This is a genomic window from Pantoea sp. UBA4549 (assembly GCF_002387285.1).
GTDB classification, from domain to species: Bacteria; Pseudomonadota; Gammaproteobacteria; order Enterobacterales; family Enterobacteriaceae; genus Pantoea; species Pantoea borealis.
Genome location: NZ_DGLH01000005.1, coordinates 189,925 through 206,624 on the forward strand (window position 1 = coordinate 189,925; position 16,700 = coordinate 206,624).

Annotated in this window: 11 protein-coding genes; 8 read left to right on the forward strand and 3 right to left on the reverse strand. The window is 56.5% G+C overall.

What is annotated here, in order from left to right; all coding sequences use genetic code 11:
- The first annotated feature begins 11 nt into the window (after nt 1–11).
- Nucleotides 12–1,826 (forward strand): glycoside hydrolase family 15 protein, encoded by a 1,815-nt coding sequence (locus B3041_RS02035; protein ID WP_065647330.1) that lies wholly within the window; start codon nt 12–14, stop codon nt 1,824–1,826.
- A gap of 54 nt (nt 1,827–1,880) precedes the next feature.
- Here the strand turns inward: B3041_RS02035 and B3041_RS02040 are convergent, their stop codons facing one another.
- Nucleotides 1,881–2,513 (reverse strand): alanyl-tRNA editing protein, encoded by a 633-nt coding sequence (locus B3041_RS02040; RefSeq protein ID WP_292968805.1) that lies wholly within the window; start codon nt 2,511–2,513, stop codon nt 1,881–1,883.
- A gap of 113 nt (nt 2,514–2,626) precedes the next feature.
- Nucleotides 2,627–3,334 (reverse strand): OBAP family protein, encoded by a 708-nt coding sequence (locus B3041_RS02045; protein ID WP_065647328.1) that lies wholly within the window; start codon nt 3,332–3,334, stop codon nt 2,627–2,629.
- A 238-nt stretch (nt 3,335–3,572) separates the two neighbouring features.
- On the opposite strand from B3041_RS02045, the gene B3041_RS02050 reads away from it, so the two are divergent.
- The 3 genes from B3041_RS02050 (at nt 3,573) to B3041_RS02060 (ending at nt 7,687) form a co-directional block, all read left to right on the forward strand.
- A complete protein-coding gene (locus B3041_RS02050) occupies nt 3,573–4,463 on the forward strand; it encodes an oxidoreductase (protein WP_292968807.1) in 891 nt (296 codons plus the stop codon).
- A 378-nt stretch (nt 4,464–4,841) separates the two neighbouring features.
- Nucleotides 4,842–6,275: a glycine betaine/L-proline transporter ProP gene (gene proP, locus B3041_RS02055; RefSeq protein ID WP_292968809.1), complete on the forward strand. Its 1,434-nt coding sequence runs from the start codon at nt 4,842–4,844 to the stop codon at nt 6,273–6,275.
- Between the two features lie 128 nt (nt 6,276–6,403).
- Nucleotides 6,404–7,687: an MFS transporter gene (locus B3041_RS02060; protein WP_292968811.1), complete on the forward strand. Its 1,284-nt coding sequence runs from the start codon at nt 6,404–6,406 to the stop codon at nt 7,685–7,687.
- 114 nt (nt 7,688–7,801) lie between these two features.
- Here B3041_RS02060 and B3041_RS02065 read toward each other — a convergent pair whose 3' ends face one another.
- Entirely contained in the window at nt 7,802–8,011 is a 210-nt protein-coding gene (locus B3041_RS02065; protein WP_065647325.1) for a CsbD family protein, read from the reverse strand.
- Nucleotides 8,012–8,336: 325 nt separating this feature from the next.
- Between B3041_RS02065 and treZ the strand changes: the two genes are divergently transcribed.
- From treZ to B3041_RS02085, 4 genes are all read left to right on the forward strand, one after another.
- Complete coding sequence (treZ, locus tag B3041_RS02070; RefSeq protein WP_292968816.1) at nt 8,337–10,121, forward strand: malto-oligosyltrehalose trehalohydrolase; 1,785 nt, start codon at nt 8,337–8,339, stop codon at nt 10,119–10,121.
- Nucleotides 10,118–12,613 (forward strand): malto-oligosyltrehalose synthase, encoded by a 2,496-nt coding sequence (gene treY / locus B3041_RS02075; protein WP_292968818.1) that lies wholly within the window; start codon nt 10,118–10,120, stop codon nt 12,611–12,613. The genes treZ and treY overlap by 4 nt, the downstream gene beginning before the upstream one ends.
- A gap of 60 nt (nt 12,614–12,673) precedes the next feature.
- Nucleotides 12,674–14,749, forward strand: coding sequence for a glycogen debranching protein GlgX (glgX, locus tag B3041_RS02080; protein ID WP_065647322.1), 2,076 nt, complete (start codon nt 12,674–12,676; stop codon nt 14,747–14,749).
- A gap of 174 nt (nt 14,750–14,923) precedes the next feature.
- Entirely contained in the window at nt 14,924–16,519 is a 1,596-nt protein-coding gene (locus B3041_RS02085; protein WP_292968821.1) for a methyl-accepting chemotaxis protein, read from the forward strand.
- The last annotated feature ends 181 nt before the right edge of the window (nt 16,520–16,700 follow it).

The window sequence follows — 16,700 nt, forward strand, 5'->3', positions numbered from 1 at the left end:
AGGGAAGCATGATGAATAACCAGATTTTGCAGTCGCCGATGCGCGAAAAAGGGTTTGCGCGCCTCGGCGATTACGCGGCCATTGGTGAAGGCCGTTCCGTTGCGCTTATCGCACCGGATGGCGCTATCGACTGGTGGTGTGCACCTAATCTTGACTCCGCTCCGCTATTTGACCGCCTGCTCGATCCGGAGATTGGTGGCTTTTTCCAGATTGTGCCCACAGCTCCTTTCCGCACCGAGCGCGCTTATCGTGCTGACAGCAACGTGCTGGAAACGACGTTTATTACCGCAGAGGGCTCAGTCCTGCTGACTGAATCATTAAACAGTACGCTGGCCGGTCGTCTGCCGTGGAGTGAGCTGGCGCGGCGCGTCGAAGGCGTTGAGGGCCACGTTGAGCTGACGCTGACGTTACGCTTTGGTACGCTGGCTGAAACCTGCTCGCCGTGGCGTGACTGCACTGACCAGGGCGACGTTTATCATATTGCTGATCTGATGGCGATGCTGCGCACCAGCGACGCGTGGCAAGTGACGGAACGGGGCGATGAACGTATCACCGCCACGCTCAAAACCTCGCCCGGCAGCCATGCGCTGGTTGCCTTGCTGGTCACCGAGCGCGAGCCGCTGGCGGTGCCGGATTTAAGCGCTATCGATACCCGTATAGAAACCAGCCACACTGCATGGTGCGACTGGACGCGCAGCCTGAGTTATCAGGGACGCTATGAACAGCACGTACGGCGTTCGGCGCTGTCGCTGAAATTCCTCTGGTACTCTCCCACCGGTGCCCTGGCGGCGGCAGCCACAACGTCCCTGCCGGAAGGTATCGGCGGCGAAAAAAATTATGACTATCGCTACGCATGGGTGCGCGACGCCTGCCTGATCATCAAATCCTTTGTTTTTCTGGGTGCGCTGGAAGATTGTAAGGCGGCGTTCTCATGGCTATCAAAAACGATTATTCGTCACGGTACCGCGCTGCGCGCCTGCTATACCCTCGAAGGGGATGAAGTCCCGGCTGAATCTTATCCGCCGCTGCGCGGTTACCACCATTCACAGCCGGTGCGCATCGGCAATAACGCGCGCGATCAGCTCCAGCTCAGTATGTATGGCGACATGCTTGCCACCGCCGATCTGTTTATACAGGCTGGTCACGTGCTTGATCTCTCGACCTCGCGCATGCTGGGTGAGCTGGCAAACCACTGCGCTGATTCATGGCGTCAGAAAGATTGCGGGATCTGGGAGCTGCCCGATGAGCATCATTATACCCATTCCAAGATGGCCTGCTGGCTGGCGCTGGATCGTGCCGTAGCGCTGGCGAAAGCGAAACATATTGAGCCGACCTGGCTCGAGCGCTGGCAGCGCGAGCGCGATCGCATCAGTGAGTGGGTGGAGGCGCACTGCTGGAGCGAAGCCAGACAGGCTTATCTGTTCTATCCCGACAGCGAAGATAAACTGGATGCGGCGCTGGCGCTGATGCACCGTTATGGCAACCAGGTTAACCCGGACCGCATGCGCGCCACCTATCGCGCGATCCGTCAGGATCTCGGACATAACAGCGCAATGGTGTATCGCTACTCCGGCGTGGAACAGGAAGAGAGCACCTTCATTGCCTGCTCTTTCTGGCTGGTAGAGGCGCTGGCCGCGGTGGGTGACGTCCCGCAGGCAGAGCAGGCGATGGAAGAGATCCTCGGCAAACTCTGCCAGCGTGGTAACGTCGAAACCTTTAATGAGATGTTTGATGTCCGCACGGATGAGTGGCGCGGCAACATGCCGCAGGGGCTTAGTCATCTGGCGCTGATCTGCGCGGCGCAGTCGCTGACGGATCATGGCTGAAACACGGCCGGCGCTGCAGGCATGGGGGGAAACGGAGCCGCCCCCTCATGCTGCTTAGTGACTCAGGCTATACTGTACCGTGAGTTCACTCTTTTTCTCTTTCACTTTGCCAATCACAATGTCACCAATATCTCCGGTATGCAGTACGTGGGTGCCGCCGCAGGCATAAGGGGTCAGTTCGCCCCAGCTCACCATTCGTTTACCCTCCTCTTCGCCCAGCAGGCGGGGATAGTTACCCGCCACCAGCGCCGCTGCGTGCTGCGTCAGCGCCTCCGCTGTGACCGGTTCAGCCTGCTCCAGCGCGGTAAACACAATGCGCCCTTCGCCCGGCCGGTGGTTTGCTTTATAGCCGCGCCAGCCAAACACCTCTCCGGCATAAGCAATCACATGCCCCGCTGAGTGATAACGTGAGTGTAGCGCCCGCAGTTCGCCATCCACCACCAGCTCCGCCTCGCCCGGCTCAACTGCCCGATCGGTATAGTGTGCAATATCATCGCCCTCCTGCAGTGCCTGCAGCATGGCTGCACCGGCAAGGGTGCCGCGATCGGAGGGCTGGCCGCCGCCCTGCGGGTGAAACAGCGTTTCAGTGAGGAGGATACGAAACCGGCCATCATCCTGAGGTTCACAGCACAATACCCGGGTGGTAAGCGTCAGCTGGTCGCTGGTGAAATAACGTTTGAGCGTCATAATGCGTCTGGTTCCTTACAGCAGAGAAAAGCGATCTCTCTTTTTAACCTGGTTTGGGTGCAACAGGCGAAAAAAATCCGCAGCGCGAACGCTGCGGATGTGCTTAACGGCGATCAGTGCGCCTGATGTACACGCTGGCAGTTATCTGCGCCTGCGGCCACCGGATGCGCGTCAAGATCGGCGCGCGCCGCGCGAATTTTCTGTGTGTCCACGCCAAAGCGCCGATCGCGATCGTGCAGCAGCGCCGGGTTCATCTGTCCGTCGGCGGTGAATCCCATCATCAGCGCCGGTTCACCCAGCGGCAGCGTTTTGTCGCGGTCAGTATGCCAGGTATGCCAGGTTTTCCCGTAGGTATTTACAATTTTACCCATCAGCGCATGTTCAGCGGCATCCGGAATGCCCGGTGCAATCAGAGAGCCTGATTTCACTTCATAACGGTGGCTGTGCCAGTATTTCTTCTCACCCGCCGGAAGCTGCTTAAACAGCCGCTCGCTGATGATATATTCAACGCCCATCAGCTTGGCGTCTTTTTTGTTGCCGTCAAAAATTACCGCCTGCATCACATCATCGTTCAGAATAGTGACATAGTGATGCGCTTCCATCTGCCCCTGTTTATCGCCACAGTAGTAGTGGAATCCATCCAGATAGGTATTAATCGCATCAATCGGTGGACGGGATTGCAGTGCCGCCGCACCGCTCTCTAGCAGGGCTGTTTTACCCGCTACGGGCGCACCGGGCGCGTTGACCGGTGACGCACTATTATTTGCGCCGCATCCTGACAGCAATAATACGGTGAATCCACTCAAAATAAGATTACGCATAGATCATCCTTTTATTCTTTGAGTGATAACCATAGTTAATATGAATCAGGATGCCAGCGCAGCGGCGGGAACATTTACGTCACTGAATTGCCCGATAAAAACAGAAGCCGTAACAGAGCTGTAATAAGAGATCCGTTTTACCGCGTTTTATGCGGTTAACTGCACGGGCGTGAACAATACTTATCACTCCTCTGCTTCTGCCATCAGCAGAATATCAGCGTAAACCGGAGTTTCATTTATGTCAGATTATCCCTCTGTTGCACTGCTCGGCCCTGGCGCTATCGGCACCACCATCGCTGCTGCCCTGTATGAAGCCGGGCGTCTGCCGCTGCTCTGTGGCCGTACGCCGCACGCACACCTGACGCTGCGGCATGACGAAGGCGAAATCCGGGTGCCCGGCCCGGTACTGATCGATCCTGCCACCATCAGCCGACCCGTTGCGCTGCTGTTTGTTGCGGTAAAAACCACCCAGGTAACGCAGAGCGCGGGCTGGCTGCAGAGGTTATGTGATGAGAATACCGTGGTGTGCGCGCTGCAAAATGGGATTGAGCAGCAGGCACAGCTGCAGCCACTGGTAAACGGTGCTCAGGTTATGCCTTCGGTGGTCTGGTTTCCGGCGCAGCGCGAAGCGGACGCTTCTGTATGGCTGCGTGCCCGGCCACGCCTGACGCTGCCCGATACGCCAGCTGCAGCCAGCATCGCGGCTGCTCTGTCGGGTACGCGCTGCAGTACCGACCTCAGCGCTGATTTTCACTCAGTGGCGTGGCGCAAGCTGTTACAGAATGCGGTAGCGGGTCTGATGGTGCTGACAAGTCGCCGGGCAGGCATGTTTAGCCGCCCTGACATTGCTGAACTGGCGCTGGCTTATCTCAATGAAGCATTGGCCGTGGCGCGCGCCTGCGGAGCAACGCTAAGTGACAGTGTCACGAATGATATTCTGGCGGGTTTGCAGAGTGCGCCTGCCGATCTCAGCACCTCTATTCTTGCCGATCGGCAAGCCGGACGCCCGCTGGAATGGGAGTGCCGCAACGGCGTAATACAGCGGTATGGACGCAGCAAAGGTGTGCCTACGCCATTGAGTGACATTATTGTGCCACTGCTGGCGGCAGCAAGCGAAGGGCCAGGATAATTATCCTGACATTAGCTGACAGCAGTTGACGCAGCTGTCAATCAACGATGTTTTTTTGTTCACCGGTATATCACAGAGTAATATCTCTGGTTTACGATATTTCTGCCCAGACAGCCTCTGTGACCAGCATAATATCGCGTCTTATCTCTCTGTAATCTCAATTAACGCGATAACCTGTTATGCCGCCGTCGCGCTTTTTGACAGTTCTTTACTTCAGCGCTACGCTTATTGCCAGTGATATACATCACAAAGTTGCGTAAAGAAAAATTATCTCCTAAGGTGTCCGCCTTTCGGCCTCTTATAGCTTTCTTTTCCACCCTGCAATAACCGGCTGCGAAAGCTATAAGATCGCTTTTATTTCATTGTCAAAGGAAGCCTATGAGCACTGAAACAGTAAATAAACCCGATCTCACTGTTGATGATATTACCGTCATCGATAACAAACTGTTAAAACGCGCCGTCGGCGCTGCCGCTCTCGGTAATACCATGGAGTGGTTCGATTTTGGGGTATACAGCTATCTGGCCGTGATTATTGGCCAGGTCTTCTTTCCTGATGCCAGTAACACCGCACAGCTCATCGCGTCATTTGGTACCTTTGCCGCTGCGTTTCTGGTACGTCCGATTGGCGGTATGGTGTTCGGGCCGCTGGGCGATCGCTTCGGCCGGCAGAAAGTTCTCGCCTTTACCATGGTGATGATGTCCATTGGCACGTTCTGCATTGGCCTGATCCCGAGCTATGCCAGTATCGGCATCGCGGCGCCGATCCTGCTGCTGGTGGCCCGTCTGGTTCAGGGGTTCTCAACCGGCGGTGAATATGGCGGTGCGGCGACTTTTATTGCCGAGTACTCAACCGACAAGCGGCGCGGTTTTATGGGCAGCTTTCTGGAGTTCGGTACGCTGGCGGGCTATCTGCTGGGGGCCAGCCTGGTGACCGGAATGATTGCGTATCTGCCGCATGACGAGATGATGTCGTGGGGCTGGCGTATTCCGTTCTTTTTGGCTGCACCGCTCGGCCTGTTTGGTCTCTACATTCGCCTGAAACTGGAAGAGACGCCGGCATTTAAAGATCATATAGATCAGCGCGAAGAGATGGAGCATAACAAGCCGCCGCTGACGCTGTGGCAGATGCTGCGCACCCAGAGCAAACCATTACTGAAATGTATCGGGCTGGTGCTGCTGTTCAACGTTTCCAACTATATGCTGACGGCGTATATGCCAAGTTACCTCACCGGTATCCTTGGTCTGAGCGAACTCTCCGGCCTGCTGCTGGTCATGGTTGTGATGTTTATCATGATGCCACTGACGCTGATGTGGGGTTACTTTACCGATCGTCTCGGCCGCAAACCTGTTATTGGCTTTGGCGCGCTGGGCCTGATTGTGCTGGCCATCCCTGCCTATATGCTGCTGGGCACCGGTAATATGTACTGGGTATTTGCCGGCCTGGCGATTCTGGGTCTGCTGCACACCTGCTTTAGCGGTACCATGCCTGCTACCCTGCCGGCGCTGTTTGTGACCGATATCCGTTACAGCGCGCTGGCGATCGGTTTCAATCTCTCCGTGTCACTGTTTGGGGGTACCACACCGCTGATTACCGCCTGGCTGGTGGATACCACGCACAACAAAATGATGCCGGCCTACTACATGATGGGCGCCGGGGTTATCGGCCTGCTGACGGTACTGACGCTGAGCGAAACGGCGCGTAAGCCGCTGAAAGGATCCTCGCCTGCGGTTGCAACCAGAGCGGAAGCGCATCGCCTGATTGATAAGCTGCGCCGGCAGCGCAAACATAAAAAGCAGCAAAAACCTGCCTGATACGCTGGCCACCTTCGGGTGGCCTTTTTTTGTCCGCTCTTCCGTGTGCCTCACAGACATCGCTTTGAGATGTATGCCTTAATGCCGCTCTGTTGCTTCCTCCATTTTATCTTTTATAAGGAAATGCTATGCCTGCAGCTGCACACATGGCGTCCGCACATCGACGTATCTTAATCGCCGGTTCGGTTGGCAATTTTATTGAATGGTATGAGTTTGCCGTTTATGGCTTTATGGCTTCAATTATTGCCAGACACTTTTTTCAGCTGCCGGATGAGAACGCAGACACCAGCGTGATCCTGACCTGGGCCGCCTTTGCCGTAGCGTTCTTTTTTCGCCCGCTTGGGGCGATTATTTTTGGCCGGCTTGGCGATCGTCACGGGCGTAAGCCGGTGCTTATTGGTGTACTGGTCATGATGACGCTGGTAACAACCGCTATCGGGCTGGTGCCGGACTATGCTGCTATCGGCATCGCCGCGCCATTACTGCTGACATTGCTGCGTATTTTGCAGGGCCTGTTTGCTGGCGGAGAGTATGGCGGCGCGGTGTCACTGATGACGGAAGCCGCACCGCCGGGCAAACGGGGGCTGTATGGTGCCTGGCAGTCGCTGACGGTGGCGTGTGGCCTGCTTGCAGGTGCCGCCACCGTCGCGTTACTCCCGCTGCTCATTGGCGAAGATGCGATGTTTGACTGGGGCTGGCGGCTGCCGTTTCTGCTGGCGCTGCCGCTGGGCGCTGTAGCGCTGTGGCTGCGGACCGGACTCGATGAATCACCGCAGTTCAGCGCTGTCCGTCAGCAGGCAGAGCCGGAACGCGCTTCTTTTATTGCCACGCTGCGCGCCATTACGCTTGCCATCAGCCGCCTGATGGTCTGGTCAGCTGCTGGCTACACCTATCTGGTGATAATGCCAACCTATCTGCAAACCACGCTGCATACCGGTTTTAATCAGGCGCTGCTTATTGCCGTGATCTCAAACCTCGGTTTTGCCGCCACGATTCTGCCCGCCGGCTGGCTGAGCGATCGCATTGGCAGGCGCACCATTATGCTCATTGCCACCTTTATGCTGCTGATCTTCGCCCTTCCTCTGCTTAGCGTGCTGCAAAATCCGGCCTCCGGATTGCTGACCAAAGCGCTGAGCGTCTTTGTGGCGGGTGCGCTGGTGGGGATGCTGGCCGGACCGGGACCTGCCATGCTGGCAGAGATGTTTCCCACGCGGGTGCGTTATACCGGCCTGGGTTTTGCCTATGCCTTATCCAACGCCTTATTTTCCGGCTGCGCCGGCTTAATTATTTCGGGTCTGATTAAACAGACCGGCAACCCGGATATTCCGGCGTGGTATGTGATGATGACCGCGCTGATTAGTTTTATCGCGCTGCTGAGTTTAAATAAAAACGATCACAGGCGCTCATTATAAGAAGGGCAAATCAGTACCAGCGTGAAAAATATCGAAGGAGATGCGTTGGCAGACAGGAAATCAGGCAGGGCTGAAACAAAATATCCCGGCACGGGCGTGCCGGGAAGCTGAAACTTACCAGTGATATTTGTTGCTATCTTCCCAGTCTTTCAGCTCTTTTTCTGCCTGGTCTTTACCGTAGCCATAACGTTCCTGAATGCGGCCCAGCAGCTGATCGCGTTTGCCATCGGCAACGTCCATATCGTCGTCAGTCAGCTGACCCCATTTCTCTTTCACTTTTCCTTTGAACTGCTTCCAGTTTCCACTGATGCGATCTTCGTTCATAAGTGCTCTCCTGTTTGACGGTGAAAGCCGTCTGGCTTTATTTGCGCATCGCTTACATGCGTAACCATAACCGTAGCCTATGACGGCAAAAAATAAATGTTCTGCCGCACAAATAGGAAAATTTACTTCTGCAGCGACTTTAAAGCGTGCCCGGCCTTATATTTCTAAATATAGGCTATGATTTTCAGGGTACTCAGCACTTTACCTGAGACCTTTCTTCATTACCGGGGTGATTAGTCTTTTATTTCATAGAGTAAATGATTTCGGGAATGCAAATCGCTTGATGTCGTCCATTGCCCCGCGCGGGGCTTAACGAGGCAATAGAATGGAATCCACAACGTTGGAAAAATCCTGGGGTGCTGAAATCCTTGCTGACGGCACCGTGCGTTTTCGTCTCTGGGCGCCCGGTCAGCAGCAGGTAGTCCTGCGCCTGAACGGCACTGATTATCCTATGCAGGCGGAAAAAGATGGCTGGTACTCTCTGTCGCAGACGGGAGTCAAGCCAGGCGCAGAATATCACTACGTGCTGGCCGATGGCAGCGTGGTACCTGACCCGGCTGCGCGGGCGCAAAAAGCAGAGGTTAACGGCCCGTCACTGGTGATTGATCCGCAAAGCTACTGCTGGCAGCAGACTGAGTGGCGGGGCCGCCCGTGGCACGAAACGGTGGTATATGAGCTGCATATCGGCACCTTCACGCCCGAAGGAACCTTCCGTGCAGCCATTGAAAAACTGCCGCTGCTGGCTGAGCTGGGGATCACCATGATTGAGGTGCTGCCGGTGTCGCAGTTTGGCGGTAATCGCGGCTGGGGGTATGACGGCGTCCTGCTCTATGCGCCACATACTGCTTACGGTAGCCCGGATGACTTCAAAGCGTTTGTTGATGCGGCCCATGCCCTTAATCTCTCTGTGGTGCTGGACATTGTGCTGAATCACTTTGGTCCTGAAGGCAACTATCTGCCGCTGCTGGCTCCGCAGTTTTTCCATGAAGAGCGCCAGACCCCCTGGGGTGCCGGGATCGCCTACGATGTGGATGCGGCTCGCCGCTACATTTCAGAGGCACCGCTCTACTGGCTGAAAGAGTATCACCTTGACGGTCTGCGTTTTGACGCCATCGATCAGATTGAAGACAGTTCAGATAAACATGTGCTGATTGATATTGCAGAGCGCATCCGCCGTGAAATCCCGGATCGTCCGGCACACCTCACTACAGAAGACTCGCGTAACGTGATTTTCCTGCATCCGCGCGATGAACAGGGCAATACTCCGCTCTTCAGCGGGGAATGGAACGACGATTTTCACAACGCTATTCATGTGCTGGCAACCGGTGAAACTCACGCCTACTACCAGGATTTTGCCGATGCGCCGGAGAAAAAGGTGGCGCGTATTCTGACCGAAGGATTTGCCTATCAGGGCGAGGTTTCGGCCCAGAGCGGAGAGACGCGCGGCGTACCAAGCGCCGGTCAGCCCCCTGTGGCGTTTGTTGATTTTATCCAGAACCACGATCAGGTGGGCAACCGTGCACAGGGCGATCGCCTGATCTCTCTGGCCGGAGAGGCGCGCACCAAAGTGCTCTATTCGGCTCTGCTGCTGTCACCGCATATCCCGCTGCTGTTCATGGGCGAAGAGTATGGCGAAACCAATCCATTCCTGTTTTTTACCGACTTTCACGGCGATCTCGCGAAAGCGGTGCGTGAAGGACGCGCACGTGAGTTTACCGGCCATGCCGGACATGACGACGACGTGCCGGATCCCAACGCGGAGGAGACATTCCAGCGTTCAAAGCTGGACTGGACGAAAACCACCAGCAGCGCGGGGAAAGCCTGGCTGACGCTGACGCGCACGCTGCTCTCCCTGCGTCAGCAGCATCTGGTGCCACTTTTGGCGACGGCAGGCGGTCATAGCGGTCAGGTGCTGGCGACCGGTGACGGCTACGTTGCCGTGCAGTGGCGTTTCCCGCAGGGCACGCTCTCTATGGCCTTTAATCTGGGCAACACCGCTCAGGCACTTCCTGATATGCCAGGCGACACCCTGTTTGCCTGGCCGCAGGAGCACCACGAACTCGCACAAAACGCCATCATTGTCCGTCTGGCACCAGGAGCAGCAGCATGACTATCCCGACCTCCACTTATCGCATTCAGTTTCGCAACGGCATGACGTTTGATCGTGCAACGGAACTGGTGCCTTACCTGCAGAAGCTGGGTATCAGCCATCTGTATGCTTCCCCTATTTTTACCGCGACGAAAGAATCAACGCACGGCTACGACGTGACCGACGCCAACGAAATTGATCCGGCTATCGGCGGCAGAGCAGGCTTTGATCGACTGAGTGCTGCGCTGCAGAGCGCCGGCATGGAGCTGATCCTCGACATTGTGCCTAACCATATGGCGGCTTCGCTGGAGAATGCCTGGTGGCGCGATGTGATTGAACATGGACAGGAGAGCCAGTACGCGCGCTATTTTGATATTGACTGGTCGCGCAAGCTGACGCTGCCGTTCCTCGGTGATGATTTTGACCGGGTGCTGGAAAAAGGTGATATCACGATTAAAGCCGATCCGCAGAGCGGTAAACCGGCGCTGGCGTATTTCGACAGCTACTATCCCCTGACGCCTGCGAGCTGGCAGGGGCGTGAAGCAGAACTGCTGGCGCTGACGGATCCCGCCGCCATTGCTCAGCTGCACGAGGAGCAGCCGTGGCAGCTCATGAACTGGCGTGAAGCGCGCAGCGCACTCTCCTACCGCCGCTTTTTCGAGATCACCGGTCTGGCAGGCGTGCGCGTTGAAGACCCGGTGGTCTTTGAAGATTCACACCGGCTTATCCTGTCGCTGGTGCGCAGCGGCGCGGTCAGCGGTCTGCGTGTCGATCACGTGGATGGCCTCGCCGATCCACTGGGTTATCTGCAGCAGCTCCGCACGGCTGCCGGCGACGAATGCTACATCACCGTAGAAAAGATCCTTGCCGACGGCGAACAGCTGCCGGAAGAGTGGCCCATCTCCGGTACAACCGGTTATGAGTTCATTGCAGCGCTGTCACACGTCCTGATTGATGATACGCACATCGACACCCTTCGTCTGGCCTATGAGTCAGCCACGCGCGAGCGCAATGATGTTGAAGCCGGCCTGCGCGCGGCGCGCGAGCTGATGGTGGACCGTAACTTTGCGGGCGAATTCAGCCGGCTGCTCTCGCTGGCAACCGATGCCGCCGGGCTGGAGCACCGCAATTTTGGTGAAGCGGAGCTGCACGTGGCGCTGCGCGAGCTGCTTATCGCCTTCCCGGTCTACCGCACTTATGGTCAGGCAGCAGGTATGCCGCTGGCGGGCGAAGAGCGTCTGCTGAGCGTGCTTGAGGGCGTAAAGCATAGCGCGTCCCCTGCTACCCTGAGTTTCCTGCAGGCGCTGCTGCTGGGTGCGGTCAGCGAAGAGGGTGAAGCGCTGGCGGCAGAGTTCCGCGCCCGCTTCCAGCAGCTCACCGGACCGCTGATGGCGAAATCGGTTGAAGATACGCTGTTTTTCCGTAATCACGTGGCGCTTGCAATTAATGAAGTGGGCGCAGAACCGCTGCCGCATGCCTTTTCACTGGCGCATTTTCATCAGGAGATGCAGACCCGTCTGCAGCACCAGCCTGATGCTATCTCAAGCACCTCGACGCACGATACCAAGCGTGGCGAGGATGCGCGCGCGCGTCTCTATACCCTGAGCGAAGCGCCTGATGAGTGGGCAGAGAACGTAACGCGCTGGCAGCAGCTCAATCAGGACTACGTACAGCAGCTGGCAGAGGGTCTGGCCCCGGAGCCTGCCGTTGAGTGGATGCTCTATCAGGCGCTGGCCGGTGTCTGGCCTGCGACGCTGCAGCCGGACGATCGCGCTGGTCTTGACGCGCTGTGCGAACGTTTTATTCCGTTTGTGGAAAAGGCGCTGCGCGAAGCGAAGCTGCGCACCGACTGGGCAGACAGTAATGAAGCCTATGAAAACGCCGTACTGGATTACGTGCGTCATCTGTTCGCTGCAGAAAACGCTGCATTTCTCACGGATTTTGCCCAGGCGCTGCAGCCGTTTATCCGCGCCGGTCTGGTGAACAGCTTTACCCAGACGGTGATCAAACTCACGGCACCCGGCGTGCCTGATATCTATCAGGGCTGCGAAGCGCTGGATTTCAGCCTGGTCGATCCGGATAACCGCCGCGAACCCGATTTTGAAACGCTGGTCAGCCAGCTTGATGCTGACGCCTTCCCTGACTTTACCAGTCAGCAGGGCTGGCTGAGCGGCAGCCTGAAACAGCAGATGGTTATGCGCCTGCTTCATCTGCGCCGCGACCACGCTGCGCTCTTTCGTTTTGGCGACTATGAAGCGCTGCAGGCCAGCGGCGAACATGCAGAAAAAGTGGTGGCCTATTCCCGTCAGTCTGAAACAGGTGCACTGATTGTAATTGCTCCGCGCCTGATCTTTGCTGATGCCCAGTGGGCAGACGTCTCGGTTGCGCTGAGTGAAACGCTGGCGCACCGCAAGTGGCTAAACGTTCTGAATGGAGAAACCTACGCTATCACCGACAGCATCGCGCTGGAAAACCTGAACTACAGCGCACCGCTGGTCCTGCTCAGCAGCTAACCCTGACTGATGGAACTGAAGTTATGCCTGCATATCTGTTCACTGAATGGAGAGGATTAAATGTCAAACGGTAAGCCTGTTGAGATTACGGCTGGTACAGGGTATCAGCTCGGCGCTAACTTTGATGGGGAAGGCGTTAACTTCGCCCTGTTCTCCGCACACGCTGAGCGGGTTGAACTCTGCCTGTATGATCCGAGCGGTCAGCATGAGATTGCCCGCTTTGATCTGCCGGAATATACGCATGAAGTATGGCACGGCTATGTGCCAGGCCTGCAGCCGGGTGCGCTGTATGGCTATCGCGTGCACGGACCTTATGATCCGGAAAACGGTCATCGCTTTAACCCGAATAAACTGCTGATCGATCCGTATGCGCGGGAACTGCAGGGCGATATCGACTGGAACGAAGCGCATTTTGCTTACGAACTGTTGCATGAAGATAAAGATCTGACGTTTGACAGCCGCGACAGCGGTCCGTTTACGCCTAAATGCCGGGTGGTAAACCCGAATGAGTTTGACTGGCAGGATCAGAACCGGCCTTCCATTCCCTGGTCTCAGACGCTGATCTATGAAACCCACGTTAAGGGCTTCACACAGCTCAACCCGCTAATCCCGGAAAACATGCGCGGCACCTACGATGGCATGGGTAATAAAGCCACGGTGGATTACATCAAAAGCCTGGGTATCACGTCAGTAGAACTGCTGCCGGTACACTGGTTCCCGGACGATCAGCATCTGCTGGACAGAGGCCTGAAAAACTTCTGGGGCTACAATTCGCTGGCGTTTTTTGCACCCGCTACCCGTTATTTTGGTCCGCGCGGCATTCAGGGCTTTCGCGATATGGTGCGCAGCTTCCATGATGCCGGCATCGAAGTGATCCTTGATGTGGTCTACAACCATACCGCTGAAGGTAACGAGCTTGGCCCGACGCTCTCCTTTAAGGGTATCGATAACTTCTCTTACTATCGCACCCTGCCGGACCAGCATCGTTACTATATTAATGACACCGGTACCGGAAACACGGTAAATACCTCGCATCCGCGGGTACTGCAGCTGGTGACTGACTCGCTGCGTTACTGGGCGGAGTCGATGCATATTGACGGTTTCCGTTTCGATCTCGGCACCATCCTGGGCCGCGAGCCGGAGGGCTTCGATCAGCGCGGCGGTTTCTTTGATGCGGTGACGCAGGACCCGGTGCTGTCTAAACTCAAGCTGATCGGTGAGCCGTGGGATATCGGTCCCGGTGGCTATCAGGTTGGCGGCTTCCCGCCGGGCTGGGCAGAGTGGAACGATAAATATCGCGATACGGTGCGTGAATACTGGAAAGGCGACAACGTCTCTACCGATTTCGCCGCACGCCTGCTCGGCTCCGGCGATCTTTACGATCAGCGCGGTCGTCGCCCGTGGGCCAGCGTCAACTTCATCACCGCCCATGACGGCTTTACGCTGAATGACCTGGTTTCCTACAACGAGAAACACAATGACGACAACGGCGAGGATAATAACGACGGTCATAACGATAACCGCTCTTATAACTACGGTGCTGAAGGCGTAACCGAAGATGAGGGAATTATCGCGGTGCGCGAGCGTCAGAAACGCAACTTCCTCGCCACGCTGCTGTTCTCTCACGGTACGCCGATGCTGCTGGCGGGCGATGAGTTTGGCCGCAGTCAGATGGGCAATAATAATGGCTACTGCCAGGATAGCGATATCTCCTGGCTGCACTGGGAAAACCTGCCGCCGTCGGCTGATGCGCTGCGTGAATTTACCAGACGCGTTATTGCCCTGCGTGCTAAGCAGCCGCTGCTGCGCCGTGAAAGCTGGCGAGACGGTATGGACATTAAATGGTTTAACGCCGGCGGTGGTTTTCAGCAGTCGGAACAGTGGGAGGAAGGCTCCACGCTGGGCGTCTACATCGGCCGTCCTGATTTGCAGCCGGAAGACGGTATCTGGCATGACGTGCTGATGCTGTTTAACCCGTTTGAAGGTAACGTACCGTTCCGCATTCCGCAGTTTGGTGAAGGCGGCTGGGTACTGGAGCTGACCACTTCTGAGACCGCCAACGAAGGGCTGGTCATCACTCAGGAGCAGGATTTCGAACTGGAAGGCCGTAGTCTGGCACTGTTCCGTCGTCCGTAATGCACTTTCCGCGGAGCTGATCGTCAGCTCCGCGCTTTTACCTGCCTGTTGTGATCCCTGTTCACACCGTCACGAAAAAACGCTTAACTATTTTATCCTGCTGCCGATGAACCTTCATCGACCCTGTACTTTGTAGGCCTTTCCGCCGGGGTGTATGCTATCAAGGATAATAATATGACCATCTCGCAACGCCTGTTGCTTACCTTCTCTATGCTGTTCGGCGCGATTATATTACAGGCTACTCTGGCCATCTCGCTGCTCTCCGGCTTTCAGGATCGCTTTGAATTCGTGCAGGACAATGCCATCCCTTCGATAAAAAATCTCAGTGAGCTGGTGGATCAGAGCAACCAGCTGGCACTGCTGCTGTATAAACATCAGTCTCAGCCTGATGAGCGCGCACAGCCGGCAGTGGAAAGCAGCATTCATAAACAGCTCGGGCTGCTGAAAACGCAAACCGATGATTATCTGGCGCATGACATATCGGGCGAAGAGGATAAGCGTCTCACCGAAGTCGCTTATGCCAGCCTGCAGCGTGTAAACGAGAGTCTGCCCGCCTTTCTCAGCGCGTCACGTCAGCATCAGAATGCGGTCAGCCTGGCGTTGATTGAGGGCGAACAGGGGATTGGTGCCGCTATCCGGCAGCTTATCAGCGGCTATCAGCAGCAGCTGGAACTGAACATCAGTATCAGCAACGCGCTGCGCGCCGCCAACCGCACAACGTTCCATCATGTCCTGTGGGCCACCCTCGCCGGCGTGATTGCAACGGTCATTGTCTTTGGTATTTTCGCTACCCTGACAGTCCTGCGCATTCGTCGCAGCCTGAGCAACGCGGGCCGGATTATGCTGCGCGCCAGTGACACGCTCGACCTGACGCTGAGCGCTGACGCCACGCGCCGCGATGAAGTGGGGAATATGGCCCAGGCGTTCAACACCCTGATAGGTAACGTGGCAACCTCGCTGGCAGCCGTGCAGTACGCCTCACGTTCAGTCAGCGGAGCCGCGGCAGAAATCAGCGCCGGTAATCAGGATCTCTCGGCGCGTTCAGAAGAGCAGGCAGCCTCGCTGGAGCAGACCGCAGCCAGCATGACCGAGCTGGGGGAAACCGTACGTCAGACGGCCGACAATACCCGTCAGGCCAGCAGCCTGGCAGAACATGCCAGTACGCTGTCAGAGCAAAGCAGCCAGTCACTCAGCACCATGCTGACCACCATGGATGATATCCGCAGCAGCTCGCGTAAAGTCACCGATATCGTCTCGCTGATTGAAGGAATTGCTTTTCAGACAAATATTCTGGCGCTGAACGCAGCTGTCGAAGCTGCACGCGCCGGCGAACATGGTAAAGGCTTTGCTGTTGTGGCAGGCGAAGTACGTAACCTGTCGCAGCGCTCAACCTCTGCGGCACGGGAAATTAAAGTGCTGATTGATGACGCGCATCGTCTGACTGAGGCCGGCGCCACACAGGCCAGCCACGTCAGCCAGAATATGCAGGTAATGAACGAGACCATTCATCAGGTCAGTACCCTGATGAGCGAGATTGCCGCCGCCGCCGTTGAGCAGAGTCAGGGCATCATGCAGGTTCAGCAGGCTGTCAATCAGATGGATGACGTGACGCAGCAGAACGCGGCGCTGGTAGAGCAGGCTTCTGCCGCCTCGCAGTCGCTGCAGGATCAGGCGGAGATGCTCAGCCAGCTGGCGGCGAAGTTTGTTCTTGCCGCCGCGCCCGAAATCACGCCGGTTTCGCCCGTCACCCCGGCATTTGCATTCTCGTAATGGATCGTTTCGGACAAAGAATAATCTTAAAGTTAGCTTAAGACTTAAGCAGTAATCTGTTCAGCGCGCACTGTACACAGGATGCATGCGCGTATGAAGATGGTAAATACTGGAATAGTTAACCCGCCTCGTGCGGGTTCTTTTTAAGTCAAATCCGCGCTTATCCCGGGTAAAGTCACCA

Bases quoted from the DNA above. Each gene is read 5' to 3' on its own strand.
- glgX (WP_065647322.1), top strand. From the start codon at position 12,674: ATGTCAAACGGTAAGCCTGTTGAGATTACGGCTGGTACAGGGTATCAG.
- B3041_RS02060 (WP_292968811.1), top strand. From the start codon at position 6,404: ATGCCTGCAGCTGCACACATGGCGTCCGCACATCGACGTATCTTAATC.
- B3041_RS02035 (WP_065647330.1), top strand. From the start codon at position 12: ATGAATAACCAGATTTTGCAGTCGCCGATGCGCGAAAAAGGGTTTGCG.
- B3041_RS02040 (WP_292968805.1), bottom strand. From the start codon at position 2,513: ATGACGCTCAAACGTTATTTCACCAGCGACCAGCTGACGCTTACCACC.
- B3041_RS02045 (WP_065647328.1), bottom strand. From the start codon at position 3,334: ATGCGTAATCTTATTTTGAGTGGATTCACCGTATTATTGCTGTCAGGA.
- B3041_RS02050 (WP_292968807.1), top strand. From the start codon at position 3,573: ATGTCAGATTATCCCTCTGTTGCACTGCTCGGCCCTGGCGCTATCGGC.
- B3041_RS02085 (WP_292968821.1), top strand. From the start codon at position 14,924: ATGACCATCTCGCAACGCCTGTTGCTTACCTTCTCTATGCTGTTCGGC.
- proP (WP_292968809.1), top strand. From the start codon at position 4,842: ATGAGCACTGAAACAGTAAATAAACCCGATCTCACTGTTGATGATATT.
- treY (WP_292968818.1), top strand. From the start codon at position 10,118: ATGACTATCCCGACCTCCACTTATCGCATTCAGTTTCGCAACGGCATG.
- B3041_RS02065 (WP_065647325.1), bottom strand. From the start codon at position 8,011: ATGAACGAAGATCGCATCAGTGGAAACTGGAAGCAGTTCAAAGGAAAA.
- treZ (WP_292968816.1), top strand. From the start codon at position 8,337: ATGGAATCCACAACGTTGGAAAAATCCTGGGGTGCTGAAATCCTTGCT.